26 protein-coding genes and 1 tRNA gene are annotated in these 26,361 nt (G+C 63.0%); 5 read left to right on the top strand and 22 right to left on the bottom strand.

Annotated elements, in window-relative coordinates; all coding sequences use genetic code 11:
* Positions 1–4: 4 nt before the first annotated feature.
* From GTP55_RS20925 to GTP55_RS20915, 3 genes are all read left to right on the top strand, one after another.
* On the top strand, positions 5–1,075 hold the full coding sequence (locus GTP55_RS20925) for a sulfate/molybdate ABC transporter ATP-binding protein (protein ID WP_161046786.1): 1,071 nt from the start codon (positions 5–7) through the stop codon (positions 1,073–1,075).
* Entirely contained in the window at positions 1,072–2,004 is a 933-nt protein-coding gene (locus GTP55_RS20920) for a CysB family HTH-type transcriptional regulator (RefSeq protein ID WP_161046785.1), read from the top strand. The genes GTP55_RS20925 and GTP55_RS20920 overlap by 4 nt, the downstream gene beginning before the upstream one ends.
* 115 nt (positions 2,005–2,119) lie before the next feature.
* Complete coding sequence (locus tag GTP55_RS20915) at positions 2,120–3,724, top strand: methyl-accepting chemotaxis protein (protein ID WP_161046784.1); 1,605 nt, start codon at positions 2,120–2,122, stop codon at positions 3,722–3,724.
* A gap of 73 nt (positions 3,725–3,797) precedes the next feature.
* Here the strand turns inward: GTP55_RS20915 and GTP55_RS20910 are convergent, their stop codons facing one another.
* From GTP55_RS20910 to GTP55_RS20885, 6 genes are all read right to left on the bottom strand, one after another.
* A complete protein-coding gene (locus GTP55_RS20910) occupies positions 3,798–6,122 on the bottom strand; it encodes a TonB-dependent receptor plug domain-containing protein (RefSeq protein WP_229258087.1) in 2,325 nt (774 codons plus the stop codon).
* Positions 6,123–6,316: 194 nt separating this feature from the next.
* Positions 6,317–7,366 (bottom strand): aldo/keto reductase, encoded by a 1,050-nt coding sequence (locus GTP55_RS20905; protein WP_161046782.1) that lies wholly within the window; start codon positions 7,364–7,366, stop codon positions 6,317–6,319.
* Positions 7,367–7,379: 13 nt separating this feature from the next.
* A complete protein-coding gene (locus GTP55_RS20900) occupies positions 7,380–8,426 on the bottom strand; it encodes a quinone-dependent dihydroorotate dehydrogenase (protein ID WP_161046781.1) in 1,047 nt (348 codons plus the stop codon).
* A gap of 33 nt (positions 8,427–8,459) precedes the next feature.
* Complete coding sequence (locus tag GTP55_RS20895) at positions 8,460–9,188, bottom strand: arginyltransferase (protein ID WP_161046780.1); 729 nt, start codon at positions 9,186–9,188, stop codon at positions 8,460–8,462.
* Between the two features lie 7 nt (positions 9,189–9,195).
* The gene (gene aat, locus GTP55_RS20890; protein WP_161046779.1) at positions 9,196–9,957 is read right to left on the bottom strand and encodes a leucyl/phenylalanyl-tRNA--protein transferase; all 762 of its coding nucleotides are present in this window, start codon (positions 9,955–9,957) and stop codon (positions 9,196–9,198) included.
* Positions 9,958–9,966: 9 nt separating this feature from the next.
* Positions 9,967–10,548, bottom strand: coding sequence for an NUDIX hydrolase (locus GTP55_RS20885; RefSeq protein ID WP_161046778.1), 582 nt, complete (start codon positions 10,546–10,548; stop codon positions 9,967–9,969).
* A 161-nt stretch (positions 10,549–10,709) separates the two neighbouring features.
* Here GTP55_RS20885 and GTP55_RS20880 point away from each other — a divergent pair.
* Positions 10,710–10,786, top strand: a tRNA-Met gene (locus tag GTP55_RS20880).
* A 22-nt stretch (positions 10,787–10,808) separates the two neighbouring features.
* On the opposite strand, the gene GTP55_RS20875 is transcribed toward GTP55_RS20880, so the two are convergent.
* The 6 genes from GTP55_RS20875 to GTP55_RS20850 form a co-directional block, all read right to left on the bottom strand.
* Entirely contained in the window at positions 10,809–11,276 is a 468-nt protein-coding gene (locus GTP55_RS20875; protein WP_161046777.1) for a DUF29 domain-containing protein, read from the bottom strand.
* 46 nt (positions 11,277–11,322) lie between these two features.
* Positions 11,323–12,357 (bottom strand): MerR family transcriptional regulator, encoded by a 1,035-nt coding sequence (locus GTP55_RS20870; RefSeq protein WP_161046776.1) that lies wholly within the window; start codon positions 12,355–12,357, stop codon positions 11,323–11,325.
* Positions 12,358–12,367: 10 nt separating this feature from the next.
* Positions 12,368–13,180, bottom strand: a complete 813-nt coding sequence (locus GTP55_RS20865; RefSeq protein WP_161046775.1) for a class I SAM-dependent methyltransferase — start codon at positions 13,178–13,180, stop codon at positions 12,368–12,370.
* Positions 13,181–13,245: 65 nt separating this feature from the next.
* Entirely contained in the window at positions 13,246–14,133 is an 888-nt protein-coding gene (locus tag GTP55_RS20860) for a DNA-3-methyladenine glycosylase family protein (RefSeq protein ID WP_161046774.1), read from the bottom strand.
* Entirely contained in the window at positions 14,130–15,014 is an 885-nt protein-coding gene (locus GTP55_RS20855; RefSeq protein WP_161046773.1) for a DMT family transporter, read from the bottom strand. Before GTP55_RS20855 ends, GTP55_RS20860 begins: the two co-directional genes overlap by 4 nt.
* Positions 15,015–15,097: 83 nt before the next feature.
* Positions 15,098–16,120 carry an XdhC family protein gene (locus tag GTP55_RS20850; protein ID WP_161046772.1) on the bottom strand — a complete coding sequence of 341 codons (1,023 nt, stop codon included), beginning with the start codon at positions 16,118–16,120 and terminating at the stop codon, positions 15,098–15,100.
* A gap of 44 nt (positions 16,121–16,164) precedes the next feature.
* On the opposite strand from GTP55_RS20850, the gene GTP55_RS30095 reads away from it, so the two are divergent.
* Complete coding sequence (locus GTP55_RS30095; protein ID WP_267876089.1) at positions 16,165–16,293, top strand: hypothetical protein; 129 nt, start codon at positions 16,165–16,167, stop codon at positions 16,291–16,293.
* Here GTP55_RS30095 and GTP55_RS20845 read toward each other — a convergent pair.
* The 10 genes from GTP55_RS20845 to GTP55_RS20800 all read right to left on the bottom strand — a co-directional run bounded on the left by GTP55_RS20845 (position 16,290) and on the right by GTP55_RS20800 (position 26,355).
* Positions 16,290–16,685 (bottom strand): surface-adhesin E family protein, encoded by a 396-nt coding sequence (locus GTP55_RS20845; RefSeq protein ID WP_161046771.1) that lies wholly within the window; start codon positions 16,683–16,685, stop codon positions 16,290–16,292. The two genes, GTP55_RS30095 and GTP55_RS20845, sit on opposite strands and share 4 nt — an antisense overlap.
* A gap of 15 nt (positions 16,686–16,700) precedes the next feature.
* Entirely contained in the window at positions 16,701–17,792 is a 1,092-nt protein-coding gene (locus tag GTP55_RS20840; protein WP_229258086.1) for a M48 family metallopeptidase, read from the bottom strand.
* A 26-nt stretch (positions 17,793–17,818) separates the two neighbouring features.
* A complete protein-coding gene (dut, locus tag GTP55_RS20835; RefSeq protein WP_161046769.1) occupies positions 17,819–18,268 on the bottom strand; it encodes a dUTP diphosphatase in 450 nt (149 codons plus the stop codon).
* A complete protein-coding gene (gene coaBC / locus GTP55_RS20830; protein ID WP_202423815.1) occupies positions 18,269–19,492 on the bottom strand; it encodes a bifunctional phosphopantothenoylcysteine decarboxylase/phosphopantothenate--cysteine ligase CoaBC in 1,224 nt (407 codons plus the stop codon).
* Between the two features lie 15 nt (positions 19,493–19,507).
* Entirely contained in the window at positions 19,508–20,011 is a 504-nt protein-coding gene (gene lspA / locus GTP55_RS20825) for a signal peptidase II (protein WP_161046767.1), read from the bottom strand.
* Between the two features lie 117 nt (positions 20,012–20,128).
* Complete coding sequence (ileS, locus tag GTP55_RS20820; RefSeq protein WP_161046766.1) at positions 20,129–22,996, bottom strand: isoleucine--tRNA ligase; 2,868 nt, start codon at positions 22,994–22,996, stop codon at positions 20,129–20,131.
* Positions 22,997–23,059: 63 nt separating this feature from the next.
* Positions 23,060–24,028, bottom strand: a complete 969-nt coding sequence (locus GTP55_RS20815) for a bifunctional riboflavin kinase/FAD synthetase (RefSeq protein ID WP_161046765.1) — start codon at positions 24,026–24,028, stop codon at positions 23,060–23,062.
* Positions 24,029–24,143: 115 nt separating this feature from the next.
* A complete protein-coding gene (locus tag GTP55_RS20810) occupies positions 24,144–25,367 on the bottom strand; it encodes a tetratricopeptide repeat protein (protein ID WP_229258085.1) in 1,224 nt (407 codons plus the stop codon).
* A 71-nt stretch (positions 25,368–25,438) separates the two neighbouring features.
* Complete coding sequence (locus GTP55_RS20805; RefSeq protein ID WP_174864391.1) at positions 25,439–25,867, bottom strand: ExbD/TolR family protein; 429 nt, start codon at positions 25,865–25,867, stop codon at positions 25,439–25,441.
* Positions 25,868–25,926: 59 nt separating this feature from the next.
* Positions 25,927–26,355, bottom strand: a complete 429-nt coding sequence (locus GTP55_RS20800; protein ID WP_110844780.1) for an ExbD/TolR family protein — start codon at positions 26,353–26,355, stop codon at positions 25,927–25,929.
* Positions 26,356–26,361: the final 6 nt, after the last annotated feature.

Here is a 26,361-nt window from a genome sequence, read left to right as displayed (position 1 = left end):
TACCATGACGATCCAAGTTAAAAACATCAACAAGCGTTTCGGCGATTTTGTCGCCCTCAACAACGTGTCGCTGGATTTCCCGCAAGGCGAGCTGACCGCGCTGCTCGGTCCGTCAGGCTGCGGCAAGACCACGCTGCTGCGCTGTATCGCCGGCCTCGAACATCCGGACTCGGGCCAGGTATTGCTGGAAGGGCAGGACGCCTCCCGCAGCCATGTGCGCGAGCGCCAGGTCGGCTTCGTGTTCCAGCATTACGCGCTGTTCAAGCACATGACCGTGTTTGAAAACGTCGCCTTCGGCCTGCGCGTCAAACCGCGCAGCGAACGCCCATCGGAAGACCAGATCCGCCGCAAGGTCAAAGACCTGCTGGAACTGGTGCAGCTGGACTGGCTGGCCGACCGCTATCCGCCGCAACTGTCGGGCGGCCAGCGTCAGCGTATCGCCCTGGCGCGCGCGCTGGCGGTGGAACCGCGCGTGCTGTTGCTGGACGAACCGTTCGGCGCACTGGACGCCAAGGTGCGCAAGGAATTGCGCCGCTGGCTGCGCCGCCTGCACGACGAGCTGCACGTCACGTCCATCTTCGTCACCCACGACCAGGAGGAGGCGCTGGAAGTGGCCGACCAGGTGGTGCTGATGAACAAGGGTAACGTCGAACAGATCGGCGCGCCGGACGAGGTCTACAACCATCCGGCCTCGCCCTTCGTCTATGGCTTCCTCGGCAATGTGAACGTATTCCACGGCCGCGTGCAGGACGGCATCCTCGCCAGCGGCGACGCCAGCTTTACCGTGCCGGGCGAAGGCGGCGCAGCCGGCAAGGGCACCGCCTACGTCCGTCCGCACGAGCTGGAAGTGGACCGCTACACGCCGGGCGCCGAAGGCATCGTGGTCAAGCTGCGCCGCGCGCATGCGATCGGCCCGCTGGCCCAGCTGGACCTGGAGCGCGACGATACCAACGAATTGATTGAAGCCGTGATTCCGAATGAGCGCTTCAGCGCCCTGGGCCTGAAAGAAGGCGAAACGTTAGTTGTACGTCCCAAGCGCCTGCGGGTGTTCGTGGACGAAGGAGCATCCATATGAATTTTCAACAGCTGCGGTCCATCCGCGAAGCAGCCCGTCGTGGCTACAACCTGACCGAAGTGGCGAATGCCCTGTTCACCTCGCAGCCTGGCGTGTCGCGCCAGATCCGCGAGCTGGAAGACGAACTGGGCGTCGTGATTTTCGAGCGTAACGGCAAGCGCCTGACCGGCATGACCGAGCCGGGCAAAGGCATCCTGAAGATCATCGACCGCCTGCTGATCGAGGCCGAGAATCTGCAACAGGCCAGCCTGGAATATACCGGCCAGCAAAGCGGCACGCTGAGCGTGGCGGCCACCCATACGCAGGCGCGCTATGCGCTGCCGAAAGTGGTGCAGAGTTTCCGCACCGCCTATCCGGACGTGCGCATCGCCTTGCAGCAGAGCGCGCCCGAGCACATCGCCGAATGGATCTTGTCCGGCAAGACCGACATCGGCATCGCCACCGAAGGCCTGTCGCAGTTCCCGGACCTGGTGTCGTTTCCGTGCTACCGCTGGAGCCATTTGATCGTGGTGCCGGACGGCCATCCGCTGCTGTCGCGCTCGCCGATCAGGCTGGAAGACTTGGCCGAGTTCCCGCTGATTACCTATGACGTCGGCTTTACCGGCCGCGGCCATATCGATGCGGCGTTCGCGCAGGCCGGCGTCAAGCCGGACATCGTGCTGACCGCGATGGACTCGGACGTGATCAAGCAGTACGTGTCGCTGGGCCTGGGCGTCGGCATCGTCGCCTCGATGGCGTTCGACCACGGCCGCGACAAGGGCATGCGCGCTGTGGAAGCCTCGCACCTGTTCGCGCAGAACACCACGCGGCTTGCAGTCCGCAAGGGGGCATACCTGCGCTCGTATGCCTACCACTTCATCCAGGAATTCGCGCCGGACCTGACCCGCGCCGATATCGACGCCGCCCTCAACGGCGGCGATCTGGCCTGATCAGTTGCTGCCGCCGCATCAGTTGTGGCGGCAGCAAAACAGTTATTGAATTTTTTGTATTTTAATATCGAAATGACCATATACTGAATCCCTGCAACCAACTTTGGGAGCGCACATGGGTATCGGTAATTGGAAAATCGGCTACCGCCTGGCGGCCGGTCTGGGCATGGCCATCCTCTTCATGATCGGGATCGCCGTCGAAGGCATCAGCAATCTTGGCAAGCTCAATAGCAACACCAAGGATCTCGCGGTCGATAAGGTTCCCAAGGTCATACTGGCTTACGAAACGATAGGCGGTTTGAACGATGTGGCGCGCGCGATGCGCAACGCCATGCTGTCGACCGATCCGGCGGTGGTCAGGGCCGAACTGGAGCGCGTGGAGAAACGGCGCGTGGAAAACGGCGAGCGGCTCGACAAGCTGGGCAAGCTGATCGCCGACGATGAAGATCCACAAAGCAAAGTCAAGCTGCAAGCGGTGCTCGATGCGCGGGAAAAATACGCGGTGGTGCAGAGCGCGTTCCTGAAGATGTCCAGCGATCAGGGCCAGCGCGACGAATCGGTCAAATATCTGCTGACCACGGTGCGCAAGGAACAGACCGCCTATCTGAATGCCTTGACCGACATGGTCAAGTTTCAGATTGCCGCCGTGGAGGAGACCAGCGCCGTGGCGGAGCGCTCCTACGCCAGTTCGCGCACCACGATGATTGTGCTGACGCTGGTGGCGGCCGCGCTGGCGGCGTGGGTGCTGTATGTGATCACGCGCAGCATCACGCAGCCGCTCAACCGCGCGGTGGGCATGGCGCAGGCGGTGGCCGGCGGCGATCTGACCATGCGCATGGAATGCCACACCACCGATGAAACCGGCCAGCTGTTGCGCGCGCTGATCGACATGAACGACGCGCTGGCGCGCACGGTGGGGCAGGTGCGATCAGGTACGGACACGATTGCCACGGCGTCGAATGAAATCGCCAGCGGCAACCTGGACCTGTCGTCACGCACCGAGCAGCAGGCGTCCAGCCTGGAGGAAACGGCGTCGTCAATGGAAGAGCTGACCTCGACCGTGTCACAGAACGCCGAAAACGCGCGCCAGGCGACCAGGCTGGTGGTGACCGCCAGCGACTACGCCACCCAGGGCGGCCAGGTGGTCGGCCAGGTGGTGACCACGATGGGCGCGATCAAGGAAAGTTCCAGCAAGATCGTCGACATCATCAGCGTGATTGACGGCATTGCGTTCCAGACCAATATCCTGGCGTTGAACGCGGCCGTGGAGGCGGCGCGCGCCGGCGAACAGGGGCGGGGCTTTGCGGTGGTGGCGTCGGAAGTGCGCAACCTGGCGCAGCGGTCGGCCTCGGCGGCCAAGGAGATCAAGGAGCTGATCGGACGGTCGGTGGAGACGGTAGACGCCGGCGCGGCGCTGGTCAGCCAGGCTGGGGCGACCATGCAGGGTATTGTGCAGTCGGTGCAGCAGGTGGCGGCGATCATGCACCAGATCAGCGCCGCCAGCAGCGAGCAGAGCACCGGGATCGAGCAGGTGAATCAGGCGATTGTGTCGATTGACGATGTGACGCAGCAGAACGCGGCGCTGGTGGAACAGGCCGCCGCCGCCGCGCAAAGCATGCGCGACCAGGCGGACCTGTTGGCGCAGGCGGTGAGCGTGTTCAAGCTGGCGGGGACCCCGCCGCCAGCAAAACCGTGCGTGAATCGGCTGGCGGTGGCGTGAGCCGTAACGCTAAACCCGGGCACATCGGGGTCTGACCCGGCACGGGTCAGACCCCAGCTCGCCGCCGTGCGGGTTACCAGGTGTAGCTGGCCTTGGCGTAGTAGTAGCGGCCGTTGAAGCCGTTCGGCGCCCAGCCGCTGTACGGGTAGATGCCGTTGGTGTTGAGGTTGCCCGCCGACGTTACCTGGTCCGGGTAGCGGTTGGTGGCGTTATCCACGCCGGCCGTCAGGCGCCAGTTCTTGCCCAGCTTGACGTTGCCCGACAGGTCCAGCGTCCATTGCGGATCGTAGGTCTGGTCCAGCGTGGCATTATTCTGCGGCACCGTGAAGCTGCCGTAGCGGTTGACCACCGCGCGCAGGCCCCAGTTGCTGATGGCCCAGTCGGTGGTCAGGCTCAGCTTGTCTTTCGGCGAACCGACGGTCAGGCGGTTGACGGTCTGGCGGTCGATCAGCGTCAGGCCGTTGGCGGTCAGGATCGCCGGGTTGGCCTTGATGCCTTCCACATCCGTCTTGTTGTGGTTGTACGCGCCGGTGAAGTCGAAGCGGCCGTAGTCACGCGTGTCCCAGCGGTAGGTGCTCAGTACATCGACGCCGGTGGTACGGGTGTCGATGGCGTTGGTGAAGTAGCGGCCGGCGCCGACCAGGATGCCTTGCGTGGCCAGCGCATTCTTCAGCGTCTGGTTCAGCGTCATATTGGCCGACAGCGCGACGCGGTCGTCGATATTGATGCGGTAGGCGTCCACCGTGGTAGTCCAGTTGCGGCTCGGCTGCACTACCAGGCCGAGGCTGTAGTTGCGGGCTTTCTCGGCCTTCAGCGGAGTCGCGCCGAGCGCCGTGGCGGCGGCGCTGCCGACCGCGAAGGTACCGGTTTCAATCGGCGTATTGACGCCATTGACCACCGAGAAGTTGGTGGTGGTGATGGTGTAGAACTGCTGCGCCAGTGACGGCGCGCGGAAGCCCGACGAAGCGGTGGCGCGCAGCGACACGATCTCGTTGAAGGCGTAGCGGGCCGAGCCCTTGGCCGAGGTGGTGTTGCCGAAATCGCTGTAGCGTTCGTGACGCAGCGCGGCGGAGGCCGAGAACTGCTTGGTGATTTCCGCTTCGACGTTGGCGTAGATCGATTTGTTGTTGCGGCTGTTGCTGCCGGCATTGACCGGGCGGAAGCCGGAGAAGCCTTGCGCGCCGGTGCCGCTGTACGAGGCCACATCGCCGGCGCCGATTTCATAGGTTTCCTTGCGGTACTCGGTGCCCAGCGCCACGGTGACCGGGCCGCTGAAGGCTTCGACCGGGAAGTCCTTGGCGACGTCGAAGTTGAGCACGGTTTCCGAGTTCTTCAGGCGGCCGGCATAGAAATGGGTCGGGCTGTTGGCGCCGAGGTCCTGGTTGACGGTGTTGTCCAGGTTCAGCTTGAATTCGTTCTCGCCGTAATTAACGCTCAGGTCCCAGCGCCAGCCGGTGTTTTCGCCGCGCACGCCGGTTACCAGCGCGGTGTCGGTCGAGCGGCTGTTTTCCAGCGGCAGGAAGCCCTGCGGGAACAGCGGCGAGCGCAGCGCAGTGCCGTTGAAGGCGGTGCGCCAGGTGGCGGCCGCCGAGGTGTCGCGCTGGCCGTAATTGGCGAAGGCGTACCAGTCGATATCGTCGTTGACGCGGTATTCGCTGTTGAGGAACAGCGAGGCCGGCTTGGTGTCCGGATCGCCGAAGCGCTGCGTGACCTTGCCGTACAGCGGCTCGGCGGGATTGCGGAAATCGGCGCCGGCGCGGTTGGTCGGATCGCGGTCGGCGGCATCGACTGCCAGACGTACCCAGCCGTTTTCGCCCAGCGCCAGGCCGCCCGAAGCGCGCACCGAGCGCTGGCGGCCGTCACGTTTCTGGTACTCGCCAAAGCCGATTTCGGCTTCGCCGCCGCTGGCGCCTTTTTTCAGGATGATGTTGATCACGCCGGCAATCGCGTCGGAGCCATACTGGGCGGCGGCGCCGTCACGCAGCACCTCGATGTGGTCGATGGCCGACAGCGGAATTGCATTCAGGTCGACCGGCGCCGAGCCGCGGCCCTGGGTGCCGTTGACGTTGACCACTGCCGACGTATGGCGGCGCTTGCCGTTGACCAGCACCAGTACCTGGTCCGGCGACAGGCCGCGCAATTGCGCCGGACGCACGGCGTCGGAGGCGTCGGCGCCGGATGGGCGCGGGAAATTCAGCGACGGCAGCACGCGTCCCAGCACGGTGGCCAGCTCGGTCGAGCCGCTGGCTTGCAGTTCCTTGGCGCCGATGATGTCGATTGGCGATTCGGAGTCGACGGTGCGGCGGTTCTTGGCGTAGGTGCCGGTGACGACGACGGACTGCAATTCGCCGTCCGTTACGCTGCTTTCCTGCGCCTCCACGGCAAAAGTAGTCACCATCAGCCCGCCCAACAACAGGGCGCGAGGCAGCGGGGCAAGAGCGAAGCGGGGAGCGGTGCGGCGGTTCTGCATGGTGAGGTTCTTTCTCAAGTGGCATTAATACGTAAATCTTATATGCCACGTCCCCTAAAGCACACTACTCGTTAGCAATTAACATATGTGAATTTTGAATATTGTTGTTACGGCGCCCGGATTTACTGGCCAGGATTGGTGATCTCGGCGTGGATCTGGTCGATTTGCCTGATGACGTCCAGCGGCAACACAATGCTGTAGGCGTCGATATTGGCCTGCAATTGTGCCAGGCTGGTGGCGCCGATGATGGTCGAGGCCACGAACCAGCGCGAGTAGCACCACGCCAGCGCCAGTTGCGCCGGCGTCAGGCCGTGCTCGCGCGCCAGCTGGACGTAGCGCCGTGCCGCTTCCACGGTTGCCGGCCGTACGTAGCGCGGACTCCAGTTGGCCGGGAAGATGGTCAGGCGGCCGTGCGCGGCCGGATCGTCGAGGTATTTGCCGGTCAGTTGGCCGAAGGCCAGCGGGCTGTACGCCAGCAGGCTGACGTTCTCGCGGTAGCAGGTCTCGTCCAGCAGGCTGGTTTCGTAGTGGCGCGCGGTCAGGTTGTACAGGTTCTGGATGGTGGCGATGCGCGGCAGACCGTTCATCTCGGACTGCTTGATGAATTCGCTCACGCCCCAGCACGATTCGTTGGAGACGCCGATCGCGCCGATCTTGCCTTCCTTGACCAGATCGCCCAGCGCGGCCAGCGTTTCTTCAATCGCGACGGCGGCGCGTTCCTGCCTGGGGTTGAAGACGTTGTTGCCGAAGATGGGCACGTTGCGGCTCGGCCAGTGCAATTGGTATAAATCGATATGCTCGATTTGCAGCCGCTTCAGGCTGGTCTCCACCGCCGCCTTCAGGTTGGCGGCGTCGAAGTTGCGCGCACGGCCGCCGCGCAGCCACGTGATGCTGGCGTTCGGCCCGGCCGCCTTGGTGGCGATCACCAGCTGGTCGCGCCGGCCGCTTTTCTTCAGCCAGCTGCCGATGTAGCGCTCGGTCGCGCCCTGGGTTTCGGCGCGCGTCATCACCGGGTACATTTCCGCCGTGTCGATGAAGTTGATGCCGCGCTCGATCGCGTAATCAAGCTGACTGTGCGCTTCCGCTTCGGTGTTCTGCTCGCCCCAGGTCATGGTGCCGAGGCAGATTTTGCTGACGTTGAGGTGGCTGTTGCCCAGTTGTACCTTGTCCATGCCGAGCTCCGGGTTAGTGGCCGCGCAAGGCGTCGGCGCAATCCTTGATCAGCGCCGGGCCGGCGTAGATCAGTCCGCTGTACAGCTGCACCAGCTGCGCGCCGCATTCCATCTTCATGCGCGCGTCCAGTCCCTGCATGATGCCGCCGACGCCGATGATCGGCAGCGCATCGCCCAGCTCGGCCTTCAGCAAGCGGATCACGGTGTTGGAGAACTGGAATACCGGCGCGCCGGACAGGCCGCCCGCTTCGGCGCCATGCAGCATGCCGGTGACGGCGTCGCGATTCAGCGTGGTGTTGGTGGCGATGACGCCGTCGATCTTGTGGCGCAGCAGCGCGTCGGCGATGTTCTTGACCTGGTCGCCGTCCATGTCCGGCGCAATTTTTAGCGCCAGCGGCACGTAGCGCTTATGCTGGTCGGCCAGGCGCAGCTGCGCTTCTTTTAGCGTGCTGAGCAGGCCATCCAGTTCCGAGCCGCCTTGCAGCTGGCGCAGGTTCTTGGTGTTCGGCGACGAAATGTTGACGGTGACGTAGCTGGCGTAGTGATAGACTTTTTCCAGGCAGTGCAGGTAGTCGTCGGTGGCGCGCTCGATCGGCGTGTCGGCGTTCTTGCCGATGTTCAGGCCCAGCACGCCTTCCTTGTTCTGGTAGAAGCGCGAGGCCTGCACATTGGCCACAAAGGCGTCGACGCCGCCGTTGTTAAAGCCCATGCGGTTGATGATGGCGTGCGCTTCCGGCAGGCGGAACATGCGCGGCTTGGGGTTGCCCGGCTGTGCGCGCGGCGTCACGGTGCCCACCTCGATCGAACCGAAACCGAGGTCGGCCAGCGCGTCGATGTAGGCGCCGTCCTTGTCCAGGCCGGCGGCGAGGCCGACCGGGTTCTTGAAGGTAATCCCCATCACGGTGCGCGGATCGGCCTTGGGCTGCTGCGATACCAGCAGCTTGGTCAGGCCCAGCGCGGCGGCGCGTTTCAGTGCGGGAAGGGTGAAGTGGTGGGCGGCTTCGGCGTCCATCGAGAACAGCAGCGGACGGGCCAGGGAATACAGGAATTTGTTGGACATGGGGCGCTCAGGTTGTGGATCGCCCGTATTTTATCAGGCGTCCAGCACGCCCCACACGCCTTTCACCCGCGCTTCCAGCGGTTTGAAGTTGGTTTTATAGGACATCTTCGGGCTTTCCTTGATCCAGTAGCCAAGGTAGACGTACGGCAGCTTGAGCTCGCGCGCCTGCTCGATTTGCCACAGCACGTTGAAGGTGCCGTAGGACGCGCCTTCCATATCCGGATCGAAGAAGGTGTACACCGACGACAGGCCGTCCGACAGCACGTCGATGATGCTGACCATGCGCAGCGTGCCGCCCGGTTCGCGGAATTCCACCAGCCGCGTGTTGACGCGGCTTTGCAGCAGGAACTGCGCGTACTGGTCGCGGCTGTCCTGGTCCATGCCGCCGCCGGCGTGGCGCCGGCTCTGGTAGCGCAGGTAGAGGTCGTAATGCTCGTCGGAGAACGACAGCGTGGCGACGCCGGCGATCAGCTCGGCGTGCTTCATCCAGGCGCGGCGCTGGGTGCGGTTGGGACGGAACGCGTCGGTCACCACGCGCACCGGGATGCAGGCCTGGCAGCCGTCGCAATATGGACGATAAGTAAAGATGCCGCTGCGGCGGAAGCCGTTCTTCACCAGTTCCGAGTAGACATCCGCATTGATCAGGTGCGACGGCGTCGCCACCTGCGAGCGCGCCTGGCGCGCGTCGAGGTAGCTGCAAGGGTAGGGCGCCGTCGTGTAAAACTGCAGCGTCGCGAAAGGCAGGTCGTTCAGGTGCGTCATGCACGTCCTATCGAGCGGTGGTGGAGTCTGTGGCTAGCTTAACACCGTCCGGGCCCAGAGGTGCAATGGGTGCCCATTCGGTGATCTGCGGCAAGTCGATACTGTTGCGCAGATGCGCCAGGAATTGGGATCGTGCAATCGGCGCCGCGCCCAGCGAGGCCAGGTGGCCGGTCTCCTGTTGACAATCGATCATCGCCACGCCATGGGCGTGCAGGAAGCGCACCAGGTAGGCCAAGGCGATCTTGGAGGCGTCGGTGACGCGTGCGAACATCGATTCGCCATAAAACATGCGGCCCAGGCAGACGCCGTAGGCGCCGCCGACCAGTTCGCCATCAAGCCAGACTTCGGCCGAGTGCGCGTGGCCCATGCGGTGCAGGCCGCTGTAGCCGGCGATGATTTCTTCCGAGATCCAGGTGCCGGGGCCGTCGCGGCGCGGGGCGGCGCAGTTGCGCATTACCTGCTCGAAGGCGCTGTCGAAGCGGATCTGCCAGCGACCGTCTTCCTGGCGGCTGCGCTCGACCCTGCGCAGGGTTTTCTTCAGCGAGTCGGAAATGCGGAACTGCGCGGTGTGCAGCACCATGCGCGGATCGGTGCTCCACCACAGGATGGGCTGGCCTTCCGAGAACCACGGGAAGATGCCGTGCCGGTAGGCCATCAGCAAACGCTGCGGCGACAGGTCGGCGCCGGCCGCCAGCAGGCCGGGCGCGTCAGTGGTCAGCGCTTGGCTAACGTCGGGGAAAGGCGTGTCGGTGTCGAGCCAGGGAATCATGCGGCCGCGTCAGGTTGGCTGGTCGTCGGAGCGCATCGCGCGCGTGATGTCCTGGGTGTGAAAACCGTAGCCGCCGCCTTCGCGGATCTTGACGCGGTCGGCGAAGAACAGTTCCAGCGTGGTGTGGATGGTGGGGAAGGCCAGGTCGTCCCACGGAATCTCGCTTTCCGCAAACAGCCGCACGTCCAGGCTTTCCTCGCCGGGGGCGAAGTCGAGGTCCAGCAGTTCGGCCAGGTAGAACATATGTACCTGGTGCACGCGCGCCACGTTGAGCAAGCTGAACAACTTACCCAGCTTGATATTGGCGCCCGCTTCTTCCTCGGTTTCGCGGATGGCGGCCTCGCCGGTGGTCTCATTGTTTTCCATGAAGCCGGCCGGCAGCGTCCAGTAGCCATGGCGCGGCTCGATGGCGCGCTTGCACAGCAACACCTTCAGTTCGCCGTCGCGTTCCCAGACCGGGATCGAGCCCAGCACCATTTTCGGATTCTGGTAATGGATGGTGGCGCACTGGCTGCAGACATAACGGGGACGGTTATCGCCAGCCGGGATGCTGAGGCTGACAGGGGAAGCGCATTCGGAACAAAATTTCATAAACTAGTCGTGAGGTCGGTTTATGCTTACTTTACACCGATTGCCAGCGCTACGGCATGCCCGCTACGCACGCGGCTCAGCATTTATTCGATCTATCGTGCCGGATTCAAGGATTAATATTGCCTAATCACCTGATCTGCCCTATAATACATGCATACAGACGCGGGGTGGAGCAGTCTGGCAGCTCGTCGGGCTCATAACCCGAAGGTCACAGGTTCAAATCCTGTCCCCGCAACCAAATTCAAAAGCCGTTGATACCGTTAAGGTTCAACGGCTTTTTCGTTTTCGCCCGGGAAAAAATCTTCGTCAAAGATTTGCTGTTGCGAGAAAGGACATTTCCTGGGGAAGGTGGATGGCGGCAAGCGCGTTTCCAGCGCGGCCTCTCGCACCGCGCGGGGATACGCGTCCATGATGTATTCGTCCAGCACTGGCGCCAGACTGGGCATCTGCTTGAGTATCCTGTCGATCTTCATGCGGTGGTTGTGGATGGTGTGGATCCAGCTTTTACTGATGCGTTGCGGCTGGTACTGGTATTTCAACAGATGGCTAAGCAAGCCCACCATGCGGTGCGCCACCTGACGTTTGTCTTTTCGCACTTGGTATCCCAGTTCTGAAATGATGTTTTCCAGATCCAGCTGATCGAATTTGCCGGCGCGCAGCAGGGCGATCTGGGTTTCGGTCCAGATCAGGGCGTCGGTTTCGTAGAGGTTGTTGAGATGATCGTCCATAAGACACCATCGTAGAACGGGGAGTGTGCTTACACTTTATGTCGTATCAAACCGGTCCGCAAGCGGCCAGGGCCTGGCGGATGTAGGCGATGGTGTCCTGGCTGACCCAGGTGCCTTTCAGCAGCTCCGGCTCGGTTTCGTGGGCGTGGCGGATTTTTGCTTGCGTCTGCGGATCGCTGCCGGCGCGCGCGTGGAACAGGCGCATCCACTCTTGCGCCAGCGCTTGCGACGACGGCGCTTCCGGCAGCACACCTTGCTCCATCTGCTTGTGCACCTCGATGAAGAGCAGTATCCACTCTTGCTGATACTTGCGGCTGTTCTCGCGCAGGTAGCGCATCTCGTCGTCGTTCAGATATTTCGCGTACAGCGCCATCTTGCGGGCGTTGAAGGCGGCGCCAATGTAGTGCTGCATCGCTTCGGTAATCGGCGAACGCCGGCCTTCCGTGCGCTCCTGCTGCAGCAACTGCGTCATGCGATGCGCGAAGGCGGGATTGGTGGCGGTGTCGTGCTCCAGCGTCTCCATCCAGCGCTGCGACAAGGCGCTGGCTTCTTCGCTGTCGGTGGCGACGCCGCGTTCCATCAGCGATTGCAGCTCGCTCACCATCCCGCGCCATTTGGCGTTGCGGCGCGCGCTCTGCTGCCAGAACGGCAGGCGGCGCAACTCCTCCGGCGTGAAGTATTGTTCGTACAGCTTCATGTGCTCCAGCGCGCCGAGCCAGTCTTCCAGTGCCGGCGCTTCCTCACTCGGCATCTGCCGCTGCAGCAGGCTGAGTTGGTCGCGCAGCGTGCTGGCCTGCTTGATCTGCTGGTCCAGCGCAGCGATCTGCTGCGCGACGATGTCGGCAAACTGCGCGTCCGGACTGGCGAGGAAGGTGCCGATGTCCGCCAGCGACATGCCGAATTTGCGCAGCGCCTGGATCTTGTGAAGGCGTTCGACGTCGTCGCGGTTGTAGAGCCGATAGCCGGAATCGGCGCGCGCCGATGGCGTCAGCAGTCCGATGCTGTCGTAGTGGTGCAGCGCGCGCACCGTGAGGCCGGAGCGCGCGGCCAGTTCGCCGATTTTCAGTACGGTTTTTTCCATGCCCCGTAGTTTAAACCGTGGCGCGGATCAGGCGGAAAATTCCGCTCAGGCGAGGACCATACAGCGTACTCAATTTCTCCGCGCCGAAATTCTCGACGTGACGATAGCCGTGGTGGCGCAGCATGTGTTCCAGCAGTGGCGGTTCGAAGCTGCTCTGCAAAGGTTCGCCTTGCGCCGCCAGCGCGGCGGTGACGAAGTCCAGGCCCGCGCGCTCGTTGTCGTTGAGGTGCCGGCGGTGCACGCTGTAGTCGAACACGATGCTGCTGCCGGGCGCGCAGTCGGCGATGTCGCGCAAGGTGCGCATGACTTCATCCGGCTGCAAATACATGCTGACGCCCAGCCATGAGAAGCACGCCGGCTGCGCGGCGTCGAAGCCTTGCTGTTGCAGGTCTTCCAGCAGGCTGCCGTCGGTGAAGTCGTTGGCGACGTAGCGCACGTTGGCCGGTTCGCTGATATCGGCGGCGCGCAGGCAGTCGCGCTTCCAATGCTGCATGGCTGGCAGGTCGACTTCATAAATGTGCGCGGTGTGCTCGGCACGGTAGGCGTAGGTGTCAAGACCCGCGCCGAGGATGACGTATTGCTGCACGCCGCGCGCTTGCGCTGCCAGCCAGCTGTCTTCCGCCAGCCGGGCGCGCACCGCCATCGTGGCGCGCATGGCGGCGGCCAATGGATGCTGCTGGCGTTGGGCGTCGGCGCGCAGTTCCGCTTCGCGTTCTACGCCGAGCAGGCGCACGGCCAGCGGGTCGTTCAGGATCAGTGGCTGGTCGTACAACTGGTGGGCGGCGCGGGCGGTGGCGGTCATCCAGGCGCTGGGTTTCTGCATTGTGCTCTCCTAGTGGTTGATGAGAAGAGCGTAAAGCCTGACGTTACGTGAGGCTCAAGCGGAATTTAGTCGCGCGGATGCAGACTGGCCCACAGATGGGCGGCGGCCATGGTGCGGTGGGGGCTGTAGCGGGCGAGGATTTCTTCGGTGCGTTTGATGTCCGGCTTGACGTCTTCGCCGAGCAGCGCTTGCAGCGCGGCGCGCACGGCGACATCGCCATGCAGCGAGCAATCGGCGTGGCCGTAGCCGCGCAGCAGGCCGTAGTTGACGGTCCACGGGCCGATGCCTTTGACGGCCAGTAGTGCGGCGGAGATCTGGTCGATGCTGTTGTCGTCCGCCGGCGCCAGTCGCAGTTCGCCGTTGGTGATCAGCGCGGCCAGACGCAGTATGGTTTCGGCCTTGGCGCGCGAGAATTTGCGGCTGGTGAGGTCTTCCAGCGTCAGTGCGGCGGCGCGGTGGGCGTCGGGATAGCACCACAAGCCGCTGCTGTGCTGACGGCCGGCCAGCAGTATGAAAGTGCGGCGTAGCGCGATCGCAAACGACAGGTTGATCTGCTGGCCGATGATGGCCCATGTCAGCGCTTCGAACACGGTGGCCGATTGTACGATGCGCAGGCCGGGCTGCTTGCGCGCCAGCGCGGCAAACAATTTGTCCTTTTTGACGAAGGCGCAGAACGGCGCGGGATCGATGCGCAGGCCGAGGATATTCAGCACGGCGTCGCGCGCCTGCTGCTGCGCTGCTGCGGTCAGTTTGGCGTCCGCATGCACCGTCACGTGGGCGGCGGAGGGCGACAGCGCGACGTCCAGCACCACCGGCACGTCGTCCAGCAGCACGCCTTTGCGAAACCGTTCGGCACTGACGTCTTCGGCGACGCTTTCGATGTCGCGGCGGTGGAAGGCCAGCACGTCGTCGGCGCGGTAGTCGTCCGGCAGCGGCAGCGTGTAGGGCTTCATGCGGCGCGCGGTTTGAGGCGGAAGCTCGGACGGAATCCCGTCACCAGCGCGGTGCCGGTGATGACGATGGCGGCGCCGGCAAAGGTGTACCAGCCGACCGTCTCGCCGAGGAACATCACGCCCCACAGGATGCCGAACAAAGGACTGAGGAAGGTCACTGTCAACGCCGACGATGGGCCGACGTCCTGGATCAGGCGGAAGTAGATCAGGTAAGCCACGCCGCTGCACAGCACCGCCAGCGCAATCACTGCGCTCATGATGCCGATGGTCGGCTCGGCCGGCGGCGGGAAGAACGGCACCACCGGCAGCACCAGCAGCGCCGAGGCCCACATCGAGCCATGCGCGTTGGCGAACGGTTCGACCGCCTTGGCCTGCTTGGCGTAGTTGCTGGCGATGCCGTAGTTGAAGGACGCGAACAGCACGGCGGCGATGGCGATGCCGGCGCCGGGCTTGGTGCTGACATGATCAAAGCCGACCAGCAGCGCGACGCCGCAGGTGCCCAGTCCGAGGCCCATCAGCACTTTGCCGCTGACCATGGTGCGCGACCAGACGGCGGCGATCAGCGTGCCCCACAGCGGCGTGGTGGCGTTCAGCACCGCCAGCACGGAAGCCGACAAGGTGCGCGCGGCGAAGGCAAACATCAAAAAGGGCAGGGCGGAGTTGAACAGGCCGAGAATGAAGAAGTGCTTCCAGTGCTGCTTCCACATCAGCGATTTTTTCAGGAATACGCCGACGATTGCGAGGAAGATGGCGGCGAACAGCACGCGGTATTCGATCAGCACCGCAGCGCCCAGCACCGGCGCGGCGATGCGCATGAAGAGGAAGGAGCCGCCCCAGATGGCGGCAAGCAGGATAAGGCGTAACAGGTTGGCGGTGCTCATGCGGGTTCCAGTGGGTGAACGGTAGCGGCGGCGGTCCGCTATTGTCGCCCAGCCGCCCGCGTGGCGCTATTCGTTTCTTGCTTTTAAACTGCGCCGCTGTCCACCACGCACACGGCATCGCCGGCCTTGGTCGGCGCGGCGGCGTGCGGCACGATCAGATTGGTCGGCACGCCGTTTTTGATCGCCGTCATTTCGGCCAGGATGGAGATGGCGATTTCGGATGGCGTTTTGCTACCGATGTACAGGCCGATCGGGCCATGCAGGCGCGCCAGCTGTTCCGGCGTGAGGTCGAATTCCAGCAGCCGCTCGCGGCGCTTGCTGTTGTTCAGGCGCGAGCCGATGGCGCCGACGTAGAACGCGTCCGACTTCAACGCTTCCATCAGCGCTAGGTCGTCCAGCTTGGGATCGTGGGTCAGCGCGACGACCGCGCTGCGGTGGTCCAGGTTCATTGCCAGGACTACGTCGTCCGGCATGTCGTGCACCAGCTGCACGCCGTCGACATGCCAGCCGGCGCGGTATTCTTCGCGCGGATCGCAGACGGTGACGCTGTAGTCCATCGCCAGCGCGATCTGCGCCAGGAAGCGCGACAGCTGGCCGGCGCCGATGATCAGCAGCCGCCAGCGCGGGCCGTGCAAGGTCACCATGGCCTGCTCGCTGACTTGCATCTGCGCGCCGGCGCCGGCTTTGGACAGTTCCACTTCGCCGCTGCGCAGGTCCAGCCGGCGCTGCACCAGTTCGTGCTGTTCCAGCCGCGCCAGCAGCTCGTTGATGCGGCTGTGCGCCGACAGCGGTTCGATCGACAGTTCAATCGTGCCGCCGCAAGGCAGGCCGAAACGGTGCGCCTCGTCGGCGGTAATGCCGTAGCTGACGATTTCCGGAATCGTGCGACTGATGCCTTCGTCGCGCACGCGCGCGATCAAATCATCTTCAATGCAGCCGCCCGAGACCGAGCCGACCACCGTGCCGTCTTCGCAGATGGCCAGCGTGGCGCCGACCGGACGCGGGCTGGAGCCCCAGGTCTTGATGACGGTGATCAGCTCACAGCGGCGCCCGGATGCGATCCACGCGACGCTGGTTTTTAATACTTCGAGGTCGATAGAGTCCATGAATGGAATATACTACGGCTCATCAAAGCTTGCAGGGAACGGACATGCCTCAAAAGGAAGACGACGGTAGCCCTAAATTCGGCCGATTATTGATCGTGTTGATCTGCGCGGTGCTGCTGTGCGCCTTCCTCACCTGGCTGATGGCGACCGTGTTCCCCAACTTCCCCGGCTAGCTTTTGCAGGCGGCGGCCAGCGTGGCGTCGAACGGGCTGTCGGGCACGATGTCTTCAGGATTGAACTTCTCGAACTTGTAGTTCTCCACCGGCTCGCCCTTGCCCATCGCTTCCGGGTAATAGACCTGCGCCAGCAGCGTGGTGGTGTGGTCGTCGCAGCCATACACGTGCAGCATCTTCACCGACTTATACAGCTTGCCTTCGGGCGTCTTCTGCATGCGGGCATAGGTTTGCATCGACCATGCCTTGCGGGTCTTGTCGATCGGGATCACGCTGGCTTTGTCGATGTAGTAGGTGGCGGTCTTGTTGCCGCCCACGCGCACCCACTGCGCCGCCTGGGCCCAGCCGGCCGCCAACATCAGGATGATTGCGATCAGGCCGGACTTGTTCATGGCGTTCTCTCTCGATTAAGGAACCAGCGGCTGCTTGGCCGACCGTTTGTTGCGGATCGCCGCCACGGTCTTGTCGATGGTGGACAGGCGATAAGCCACGGCAGGATGGTTGGCGGTATAGCCGTTCAACACCGTGGCCGGATATTGCGTGGCCAGGCGCTGCCAGAAGACACGCGCACCATCGACGTTGTAGCCGGCGCGCGCCACCATGTACAGCGACAGGTTGTCGGCCGCCGCATCCAGCTCCTGCGGCATCGGCTTGACGCCGGCGGTGCCGATCAGCATCGACAGATCGGGACGCACCGCCACCAGGTTGTCGATGATGCTGCCGATCGTGTAAGCCTGCTTGGTGGTGGCTGCGTGGCCCAGCACATTGTGGGCGATGTCCTTGGCCAGCACGTAGGCGATAGCGTCGTCGCTCTGCGCGAAGTTGACCATGCCGCGCGTGATCATCACGCGCTGGCCGTCGGAATAGGCGTTGATGTTATCCGAGTTGCCGATGTCGATCTTGAAGGCGCAGGCGCGCGTGACCGGCACCCGCAGCTGCTGGTTGCTGCCGCCGCGCGCGATGGTCAGCGTCAGCACCTTGTTGGCGCTGACCAGCGGACCGAGTACCGCAGCCGCTTCGGTTTCCGCATTGGTCCCTACCGGCAGCAGCTTGCCATCGGCGGCCACCAGGACGTCGCCCTTGCGCAGGCCGACGCGGGCGGCGCCGCTGCCGGCCAGCACGCTGGCCACTTCCAGGCGGTCGCCGTAGTTCAGCACCGCTTGCGCGGCGTCGACGAATTCGCCGGAGTAGGAGTATTTGTTCTTGGCGGTGAAGCCAAGCAGGTTGCGCGCCTGGTTGCGGCACAGGTCTGCATTGTTGATCAGCAGCGGGCCGGCGACGCGGTACAGGCGATCCTGCAGCGCCACCATCTGGCTCAGTTGCTGGCGCGCGGCGGCCATCTTGGCGGTGACCACCGGCGGCGCTTCGGTGACGGTGCTGACCACCGCCGGCGCCGGCTCCGGCGCGGCCGGTTGCGATTGGAAAGTGGAACAGGCGGAGAGCAGCGCACCGGCGGCAATCACCGGTACAAGGGAGAAGTTGCCAAATTTATTCGTCATATTCATCCCTGCACTCCGTCTCCATTTTATTGTTTGCCGGTGCTGCCGAAACCGCCGACACCACGCTCGCTCGATTCGAATTCTTCCACAACGTTAAAGCCGACTTGCAGTACCGGCACGATGATCAGCTGCGCCAGGCGCTCCATCGGGTTCAGCGTGAAGGCGCTGTGACCGCGATTCCAGGTCGAAATCATCAACTGGCCCTGATAGTCGGAGTCGATCAAGCCTACCAGATTCCCCAGCACGATGCCGTTTTTGTGCCCCATGCCGCTGCGCGGCAGGATCATGGCGGCATAGCCCGGATCGGCGACGTGGATCGCCAGGCCGGTCGGGATCAGCACGGTCTGGCCGGCTTCGATCACCAGCGGCGCGTCGATGCAGGCGCGCAGGTCCAGGCCGGCCGAACCCGGGGTGGCGTAGGCCGGCAGCTGGTCCTTCATGCGCGGGTCGAGGATTTTTACGTCTACAGTTTTCATTTACTTGGCAAAGAGAGAGTTCTGCGAGATGCGTTTCGAGATCTCGGAAATCAGTTGGCGCGCCAGCGTCAGCTTGTCGGCGCGCGGCAAAATGGTGTGGCCGTTTTCATCGAACAGGATGATGGTGTTGTCGTCCTGGCCGAAGGTGTGGTGGCCGATATTCCCTACTAGCAGGGGGATGCCTTTTTTCTCGCGCTTGTCGGCGCCGAACTGCACCAGGTTTTCCGATTCGGCGGCAAAGCCGACGCAGTATGGATGGCCGGCCAGGTTGGTCAGCGCGGCCACTGAAGCCAGGATGTCCGGATTCTGCTCGAACTTCAGGTCCGGCGCGGTGCCGTTCGGGTTCTTCTTCAGTTTCTGGTCGCTGGCGTTGGCGATGCGCCAGTCGGCCACCGCCGCCACCGCGATGAAGATGTGCTGGTGGTCGACATTGGCCATCACCGCGTCATACATCTGCTGCGCGCTCTGGACGTTGATGCGCTGCACGCCGAACGGCGTCGGCAAGGCCACCGGGCCGGAAATCAGCATCACTTCGGCGCCGGCTTCGCGCGCGGCGCGCGCCACGGCGTAGCCCATCTTGCCCGAGGACAGATTGGTGATGCCGCGCACCGGGTCAATCGGCTCGAAGGTCGGGCCGGCGGTGATCAAAATGCGTTTGCCAGCCAGGACTTTCGGCTGGAAGGCGGCGATGACTTCTTCCAGCAGCTGTTCCGGTTCCAGCATGCGGCCGAAACCAACTTCGCCGCAGGCCTGGTCGCCGGCCGCCGGGCCGAAGATAGCGATGCCGTCGTCGCGCAGCGTCTGCACGTTGCGCTGGGTGGCGGGATTGAGCCACATCTCGACGTTCATGGCCGGCGCGATCAGCAGCGGCACATGGCGCGGACGCGCCACGCACAGCGTCGACAGCAGGTCGTCGCAGGCACCGTGCGCCAGCTTGCGGATGAAGTCCGTGGAGCAGGGGGCGATGATGATGGCGTCGGCGTCGCGGGTGACGTCGATGTGAGCCATGTTGTTGTTGACGCGCGCATCCCACTGGTCGGTGTACACCGGGCGGCCGGACAGCGCCTGCATGGTGACCGCCGTAATGAAGTGGGTGGCCGCTTCCGTCATCACCACCTGCACCGAAGCGCCGGCCTTGGTGAAGGCGCGGCACAGTTCCGCCGCCTTGTAGCAGGCCACGCCGCCGGACAGGCCGAGGACGATTTTTTTACCAGTCAGTTCCATCATGGTGCGGCTCCGTTATTTATTCACCCGGCGCAGTTCGTCCAGGATGAACAGGGCGGCGCCGACGCAAATGGCCGAATCGGCGACATTAAAGGCCGGGAAGTGGCCCAGGCCTTGCCAGTGGAAGTCGAGGAAATCGACCACGTGGCCATACAGCAGACGGTCGATGACGTTGCCCAGCGCGCCGCCCAGCACCAGCGACAGCGCCCACGCGAACATGCGCTGGCCGCTGTGCTTTTTCAGCAGGTAGACGATGAAGATGGCGGCGCAGATGCCGATGCCGGTGAAGAAGTAACGCTGCCAGCCGCCGCTATTGCTCAGGAAGCTGAAGGCGGCACCCTTGTTATACGCCAGCACCAGGTTGAAGAACGAGGTGATGACTTTTTCTTCGCCCAGCTGGAAGGTCTTGGTGATGGTGATCTTGGTCAGCTGGTCGATCAGGATCACGAGCGCAGCGACGCACAGCCAAGGCGTGATGCTGGCCGAGGATTTGGTCGGGAAGATTTTTTTGGTGGCCATGTTATTTAATTTACGTAGCTTCAAACCCGTCATTCCGGCGCACGCCGGAATCCATAGAACGCATGAGAGCAAGCGACGTATGGATTCCGGCTTTCGCCGGAATGACGGTGCGTCATATTAAGCGAACTTGCGTTTTTCGCCCGCACCAAACAGGTTGCTGTAGCAGCGGCCGCACAGGGTAGGGTGGTCGGCGTGGGCGCCGACGTCGGCGCGGTAGTGCCAGCAGCGCTCGCACTTCTCGGCGGTCGATGCGGCCACGGTGACCGCTTCTTCCGCTTCCGACGCCACTTCCGTCACTTTCGCCAGCGACGTGATGAAGATGAACTTGAGGTCATCTTCCAGGCTGGCCAGCAGCTGGTACTTGTCGCCGGCCGCCTTGATGCCCAGTTCCGCCTGCAGCGACGAGCCGATCGCGCCCGAAGTACGCAGGTCTTCCAGCTGCTTGGTGACGTCGGTGCGCACTGCGCGCAGCGCTGCGTACTTGGCCAGCAGCGCGTCGCCGTCCGCCAGTTCCGGCAGCTGCCACCAGGTCTGCGTGAAGATGGTTTCGTCGCTGGCCTTGAAGGCTTCTTCGCCGGCGAAGATTGCCCATGCCTCTTCCGCAGTGAACGACAGCGCCGGCGCCATGATGCGCAGCAGGCTTTGCGTGATGTGCCACAGCGCGGTCTGCGCCGAACGGCGCGCGTGCGAGGTGACGGCGGTGGTGTACAGGCGGTCCTTCAGCACGTCCAGGTAGAAGCCGCCCAGGTCTTCCGAGCAGTAGTTCTGCAGCTTGGAGTAGACCGGCTGGAATTCATACTGTTCGTAGTGCGCTTCGATTTCCTTCTGCAGCGCGGCCATGTTGGCGATCGCGTAGCGGTCGATTTCCAGCAGCTCGGCGACCGGCACGGCGTCCTGCGCGTGGTTGAAGTCGGAGATATTGGCCAGCAGGAAGCGCAGCGTGTTGCGGATGCGGCGATAGGCTTCCGTCACGCGTTTCAGGATCTCGTCCGAGATCGACAGCTCGCCGGTGTAGTCGGTCGAGGCGATCCACAGGCGCAGGATGTCGGCGCCCAGGGTGTCGGAGATTTTCTGCGGCGCCAGCGTGTTGCCCAGCGACTTGGACATTTTCTTGCCTTCGCCGTCGACGGTGAAGCCGTGCGTCAGCAGCGCTTTGTACGGCGGCGCGCCGTTCAGCATCGAGGAGGTCAGCAGCGACGAGTGGAACCAGCCGCGGTGCTGGTCCGAACCTTCCAGGTACAGGTCGGCCGGGAAGGCCAGCTGCTGTTTGTGCGAACCGCGCAGCACGGTCTGGTGGGTAGTGCCGGAGTCGAACCAGACGTCCAGCGTGTCCTTGTTCTTGACGTAGTCGGACGCTTCGTCGCCGATCAGGTCTTTCAGGTCCAGCGCCAGCCAGGCGTCGATGCCGCTCTTTTCGATCAGCTGGGCGACTTGCTCCAGCAGTTCCGGCGTGCGTGGATGCAGCGCGCCGGTTTCCTTGTGGACCACGAAGGCCATCGGCACGCCCCACTGGCGCTGACGCGACAGGGTCCAGTCAGGACGGTTGGCGATCATGCCGTGCAGGCGCGCCTGGCCCCAGTCCGGGAAGAATTTAGTTTCGGCGATGCCTTTGAGCGCGGTCTCGCGCAGGCTGGCGCCGCCGTCTTTCGGCTTGATGTCCATGCCGGCGAACCACTGCGAGGTGGCGCGGTAGATGATCGGGGTTTTGTGACGCCAGCAGTGCATGTAGCTGTGGTCGAACATCTTGACTTCAAACAGCGCGCCGGCTTCGCGCAGCGCGTTGCAGATCGGCTTAGAGGCTTCCCAGATGGTCATGCCGCCGAACAGCGGCAGAGTCGAGACGTATTTGCCGTCGCCCATCACCGGGGTCAGGATGTGGTCGTCCTGCATGCCGTGGGCTTTGCAGGAGATGAAGTCGTCCAGGCCATAGGCGGGCGCCGAGTGCACCACACCGGTACCGCTCTCGGTGGTCACGTAGTCGGCCAGGTACATCGGCGACAGGCGGTTGTAGAAGGTGTCGGCGGCGTGCAGCGGATGCAGGAAGCTGATGCCGGACAGGTCTTCGCCCTTGCAGGTGGCGATGGTCACGCCTTCCAGCTTGAAGCGGGCCAGCGACGATTCCACCAGGTCCTGCGCCAGGATCAGCAGCAGCAGCTGGCCGTCACGCTCGGTCTGCACCAGCGCGTAGGTCACTTCCGGATTGACGTTGAGCGCCTGGTTGGCCGGGATGGTCCACGGCGTGGTGGTCCAGATGACGATGTAGCCTTCGTGCGTCGGCAACTGGGTCAGGTCGAAGGCGTTGGCCAGCTTGTCGAATTCGGCGAACTTGAAGCCGACGTCGATCGCCGGATCACGCTTGTCCTGGTATTCCACTTCCGCTTCGGCCAGCGCCGACTGGCAGTCGAAGCACCAGTTGACCGGCTTCAGGCCGCGATAGACATAGCCTTTTTCCAGCATGGTGCCGAGCGCGCGCAGTTCGTCGGCCTCGTTGGAGTAGTTCATGGTCAGGTACGGGTTCTGCCATTCGCCCAATACGCCCAGGCGGATGAAGTCCTTGCGCTGGCGGTCGACCTGCTCCAGCGCGTAAGCGCGCGCCTTGGTCAGCACGTCGGCGGTCGGCAGGTTTTTGCCGTACAGTTTTTCGATCTGGATCTCGATCGGCATGCCGTGGCAATCCCAGCCCGGCACGTAAGGGGCGTCGAAGCCGGCCAGCGAGCGCGATTTGATCACCATGTCCTTGAGGATTTTGTTGACCGCGTGGCCCAGGTGGATGTCGCCGTTGGCGTACGGTGGGCCGTCGTGCAGGATGAATTTCGGCCGGCCGGCGGCGGCCTTGCGCACGCGCTCGTAGATCTTCTTGGTCTGCCATTGCTGGACCCAGTTCGGCTCGCGCTTGGCGAGGTCGCCGCGCATCGGGAACGGGGTTTCGGTCATGTTAACCGGGTATTTGCTTTCAGGCTTTTTTGCGGATTTGTTATCGGACATAGTGGTCTTCAGTGATTTATTCGGGAATGCTGGGTAGCCGGCGCGCGTAGCTAAATCGCGCGGTCAAATTCGGTCGGTAGCGGCGGTTGCTATACGCTGGGCGAAGAAGGCGCGGGCGATGTCGGCGTCGCGGTGGATGGCGGCTGTCAGCGTCGGCAGGTCGATGTATTTTTCTTCGTCGCGGATCTTTTGCAGGAATTCGACGCGCACCTGACGGCCGTAGCAGCCCTGGTCGAAGTCGAACACGTGCACCTCCAGCAGCACGCGGCCGCTGTCGTCGACGGTTGGACGCACGCCCAGGCTGGCGACGGCCGGCAATGGATGATCGGCCAGGCCGTGCACCTGCACGATGAAGATGCCGGACAGCGCAGGGCGGTGCGGCACGCGCAGGTTCAGCGTCGGGAAGCCCAGCGTGCGGCCCAGCTTCTGGCCGTGGATCACGTGGCCGGAGATGGCGTATGGATGACCCAGCAGCGCTTCGGCGTGCGGGAAGTCGCCTTCGTTCAGGGCGGCGCGCACGGCGGAGGAAGAGATGCGGGTGCTGCCGTTCATCACGGTCGGCAGGGTCTCGACGTGGAAGCCGTATTGCTGGCCGGCTTCCAGCAGCATCTGCACATTGCCGGCGCGGCGGGCGCCGTAGCAGAAGTCGTCGCCGACCATCAGCCATTTGACGTGCAGGCCTTCGACCAGCACTTTTTCGGTGAACTCCTGTGGCGTCAGCGCCGCGAACGGCGCCGAGAAATGCTCGACGATGACGCGGTCGATGCCGTTGTCGGACAGCGATTGCAGCTTGTCGCGCAGGTTGGCGATGCGGGCCGGCGCGCGTGACAGGTCGCCGGCTTTGTGGGCGAAAAACTCGCGCGGATGCGGCTCGAAGGTCATCACGGCCGCTTCCAGTCCCAGACCGGTGGCGGCAGCGCGCACGCGGGCCAGCAGGGCCTGGTGGCCGAGGTGGACGCCGTCGAAATTGCCGATCGTGAGCGCGCACGGCGCGCGCGCCGCAGCATTGGGAAGACCTCGAAATACCTTCATGGGAATCTGGGGAAAACTTGTCGCAAATACGGGATTATACGGGGAATCCCTCAAAGCGAAAAAAAAGCGCTGTCCGGCTGGGCCGGAGCAGCGCTTTGCTGATCAACCGCCCGAATTACATCGGGTGGTTAATGTTCAGGGTCCAGTAGCGGGCCAGATCGGCGGTGCCGTCGGTGCCTTTAACGGTTTTCAAGGTTGCCAGGGCCGGGGCTTTCTTGCCGGCGATGCTCTGGGCGATACCGTAGTGCAGCTTGATGGCTTCCGGATTGCGGCCGGTGCCCAGCTTGACGGCTTGATCCATCAGCGCCAGGCCCTTGTCGGCTTTGCCAGCCGACACCAGACCGTAGCCCAGGTTGGCCAGTGCGTCCGCATCCTTGGCCTTGACGGCTTCGGCTTCTTCGGTGGCGGCTTTGGCGTCGAACTCGGTCTGGGTCTTGGCTGCCAGGTCTTTCAGGCGCTGGTGGCGCGGCGCGTCGGCGCCGGTGCCCAGAATGCCTTTTTTGTAGCCCTGGTCAATGATCTTGATCGCTTCAGCAGGGTTGCCGGCCTGCAGCGACAGCTGGGCCATTTCCATGTATTCCGACGGTTTCGACAGCAGGCCGTTGACCAGGCGCAGGCGCAGCACGTCCAGCGACAGGGTCGGCGAGAAGCCTGGCTTGCCCGAGACGCGGTTCAGCAGGTCGGCCCAGTAGCTGGTTTTGGGATACGAACCGGCCAGTTTTTCCAGCGTCTGGACGTAGCCGGCCTTGTCGTTCTGTTTCAGCTGGATATTGGCCAGCATTTGCAGGTTTTGTTCGGATGCACCCTTGGCGCTCGACAGTTCCTTGGCTGCTTCAGCGTACTTGCCGCTGATGTAGTAGGTCTGGATCAGCAGGTCATGCATCTGGGTATCGTTTGGATTGTCTTTCAGCGCGCGCTGGATCCAGGTGATGGCTTTTGGGTAGTCCTTGGCGCGGTAGTAGATACCGGCCAGGGCCTGGGTGAATTTGGGTTGTTCGGCAGCCGAGAGCTTGCCCGAATTGATGACCGATTCAAAGGCTTTGGCGGCGGCGTCGTTATCGCCGGCAGCAGCGGCAGCCGAGGCGCGGGTGCGCTCGATCAAATAGGTTTCGTTGGCGGATTTGCCGCCGACGGAGTCAGTTTCTTTCAGTTTGGCAAGTGCTTCTTTGTTCTTGCCGGCCGCGGCCAGTTTCTGTGCTTCTTGCAATGGTTTGCCGATTTCTGCGCGTACCGTTTCGGCGGCGTAGGCGACCGACGAGAAACCTGCGAGGGGAGCTGCTGCGGTAAAACCAATAGCGGCCATTACCAGGCCGAGATGAGCGAGACGAAACTTGGTCATGGGTGAATTTTCTTTCTTCAAAAAAGCAAATAGGCAGGAATGGTCCTGCCTATTATTGTACATGTGACTGTTTACTGGAACTGTTCGTTACCGACCAGACCAATTTTGGTCACGCCCAGACGCTGGGCCGAAGCCATGACGCCTGCGACAACTTTGTACGAGACCAGCTTGTTCGGACGCAGATGCACTTCCGGCTGATCCGCTTGCGCGGCGACGTCGGTCAGTTTCGCTTCCAGGGTGGCGCGGTCAGGCACAACCGCGTTATCCCACAGAATCGTCCCGTCGAAGTCGACGTCAATCGTTACCACCACTGGCTCCTTGGTCGGAGGCGGCGGGGTGCCGACTGGCATATTCAGGTTCACCGAGTGGTTGGCCTTAGGAATCGTAATGATCATCATGATAATCAGCACCAGCATCACGTCGATGAGGGGCGTCATATTCATTTCCATCATTGGTTCCGGATCCGCGCCTGCGGAAGGGGAGCCCACATTCATACTCATGATGTTTTCCTTTTGAGAAGGGCAGGCCTGCGGACAGGCCTGCGATGCACTGTCGGGTATTAACCCTTATCAGGCGGTTCGGTGATGAAGCCGACCTTCTGAATACCAGCACGCTGGGTAGTGAAAATAACCTTGCCGATGGCTTCGTACTTGGTTTCTTGGTCGCCACGTACATGAACTTCCGGCTGAGGCAGTTTCACAGCTTCCACCTTCAGATTGTCGAACAGCTCATTGGCGTCGCGCATTTTGCGCTGATTCCAATAGATGTCGCCATCTTTGCTAACGACAATGTTGACGTCTTCCGGCTTGGTCTGGATAACCTGGTTGGTTTCCTCTGGCAGCTTGATCTTGATCAGCTTCAGAACAACCGGGCTCGTGATCAGGAAGATAATCAGCAGCACCAACATGATGTCCACCAGGGGCGTCGTGTTGATTTCTGACATGACTTGATCTTCGTCTCCGCTATCGGAGCCTACGGACATGGACATGGTTAA

It is taken from the genome of Duganella margarita, from assembly GCF_009857535.1.
Lineage (GTDB): Bacteria > Pseudomonadota > Gammaproteobacteria > Burkholderiales > Burkholderiaceae_D > Rugamonas > Rugamonas margarita.
This window is presented reverse-complemented; position numbering and strand designations above follow the sequence as displayed.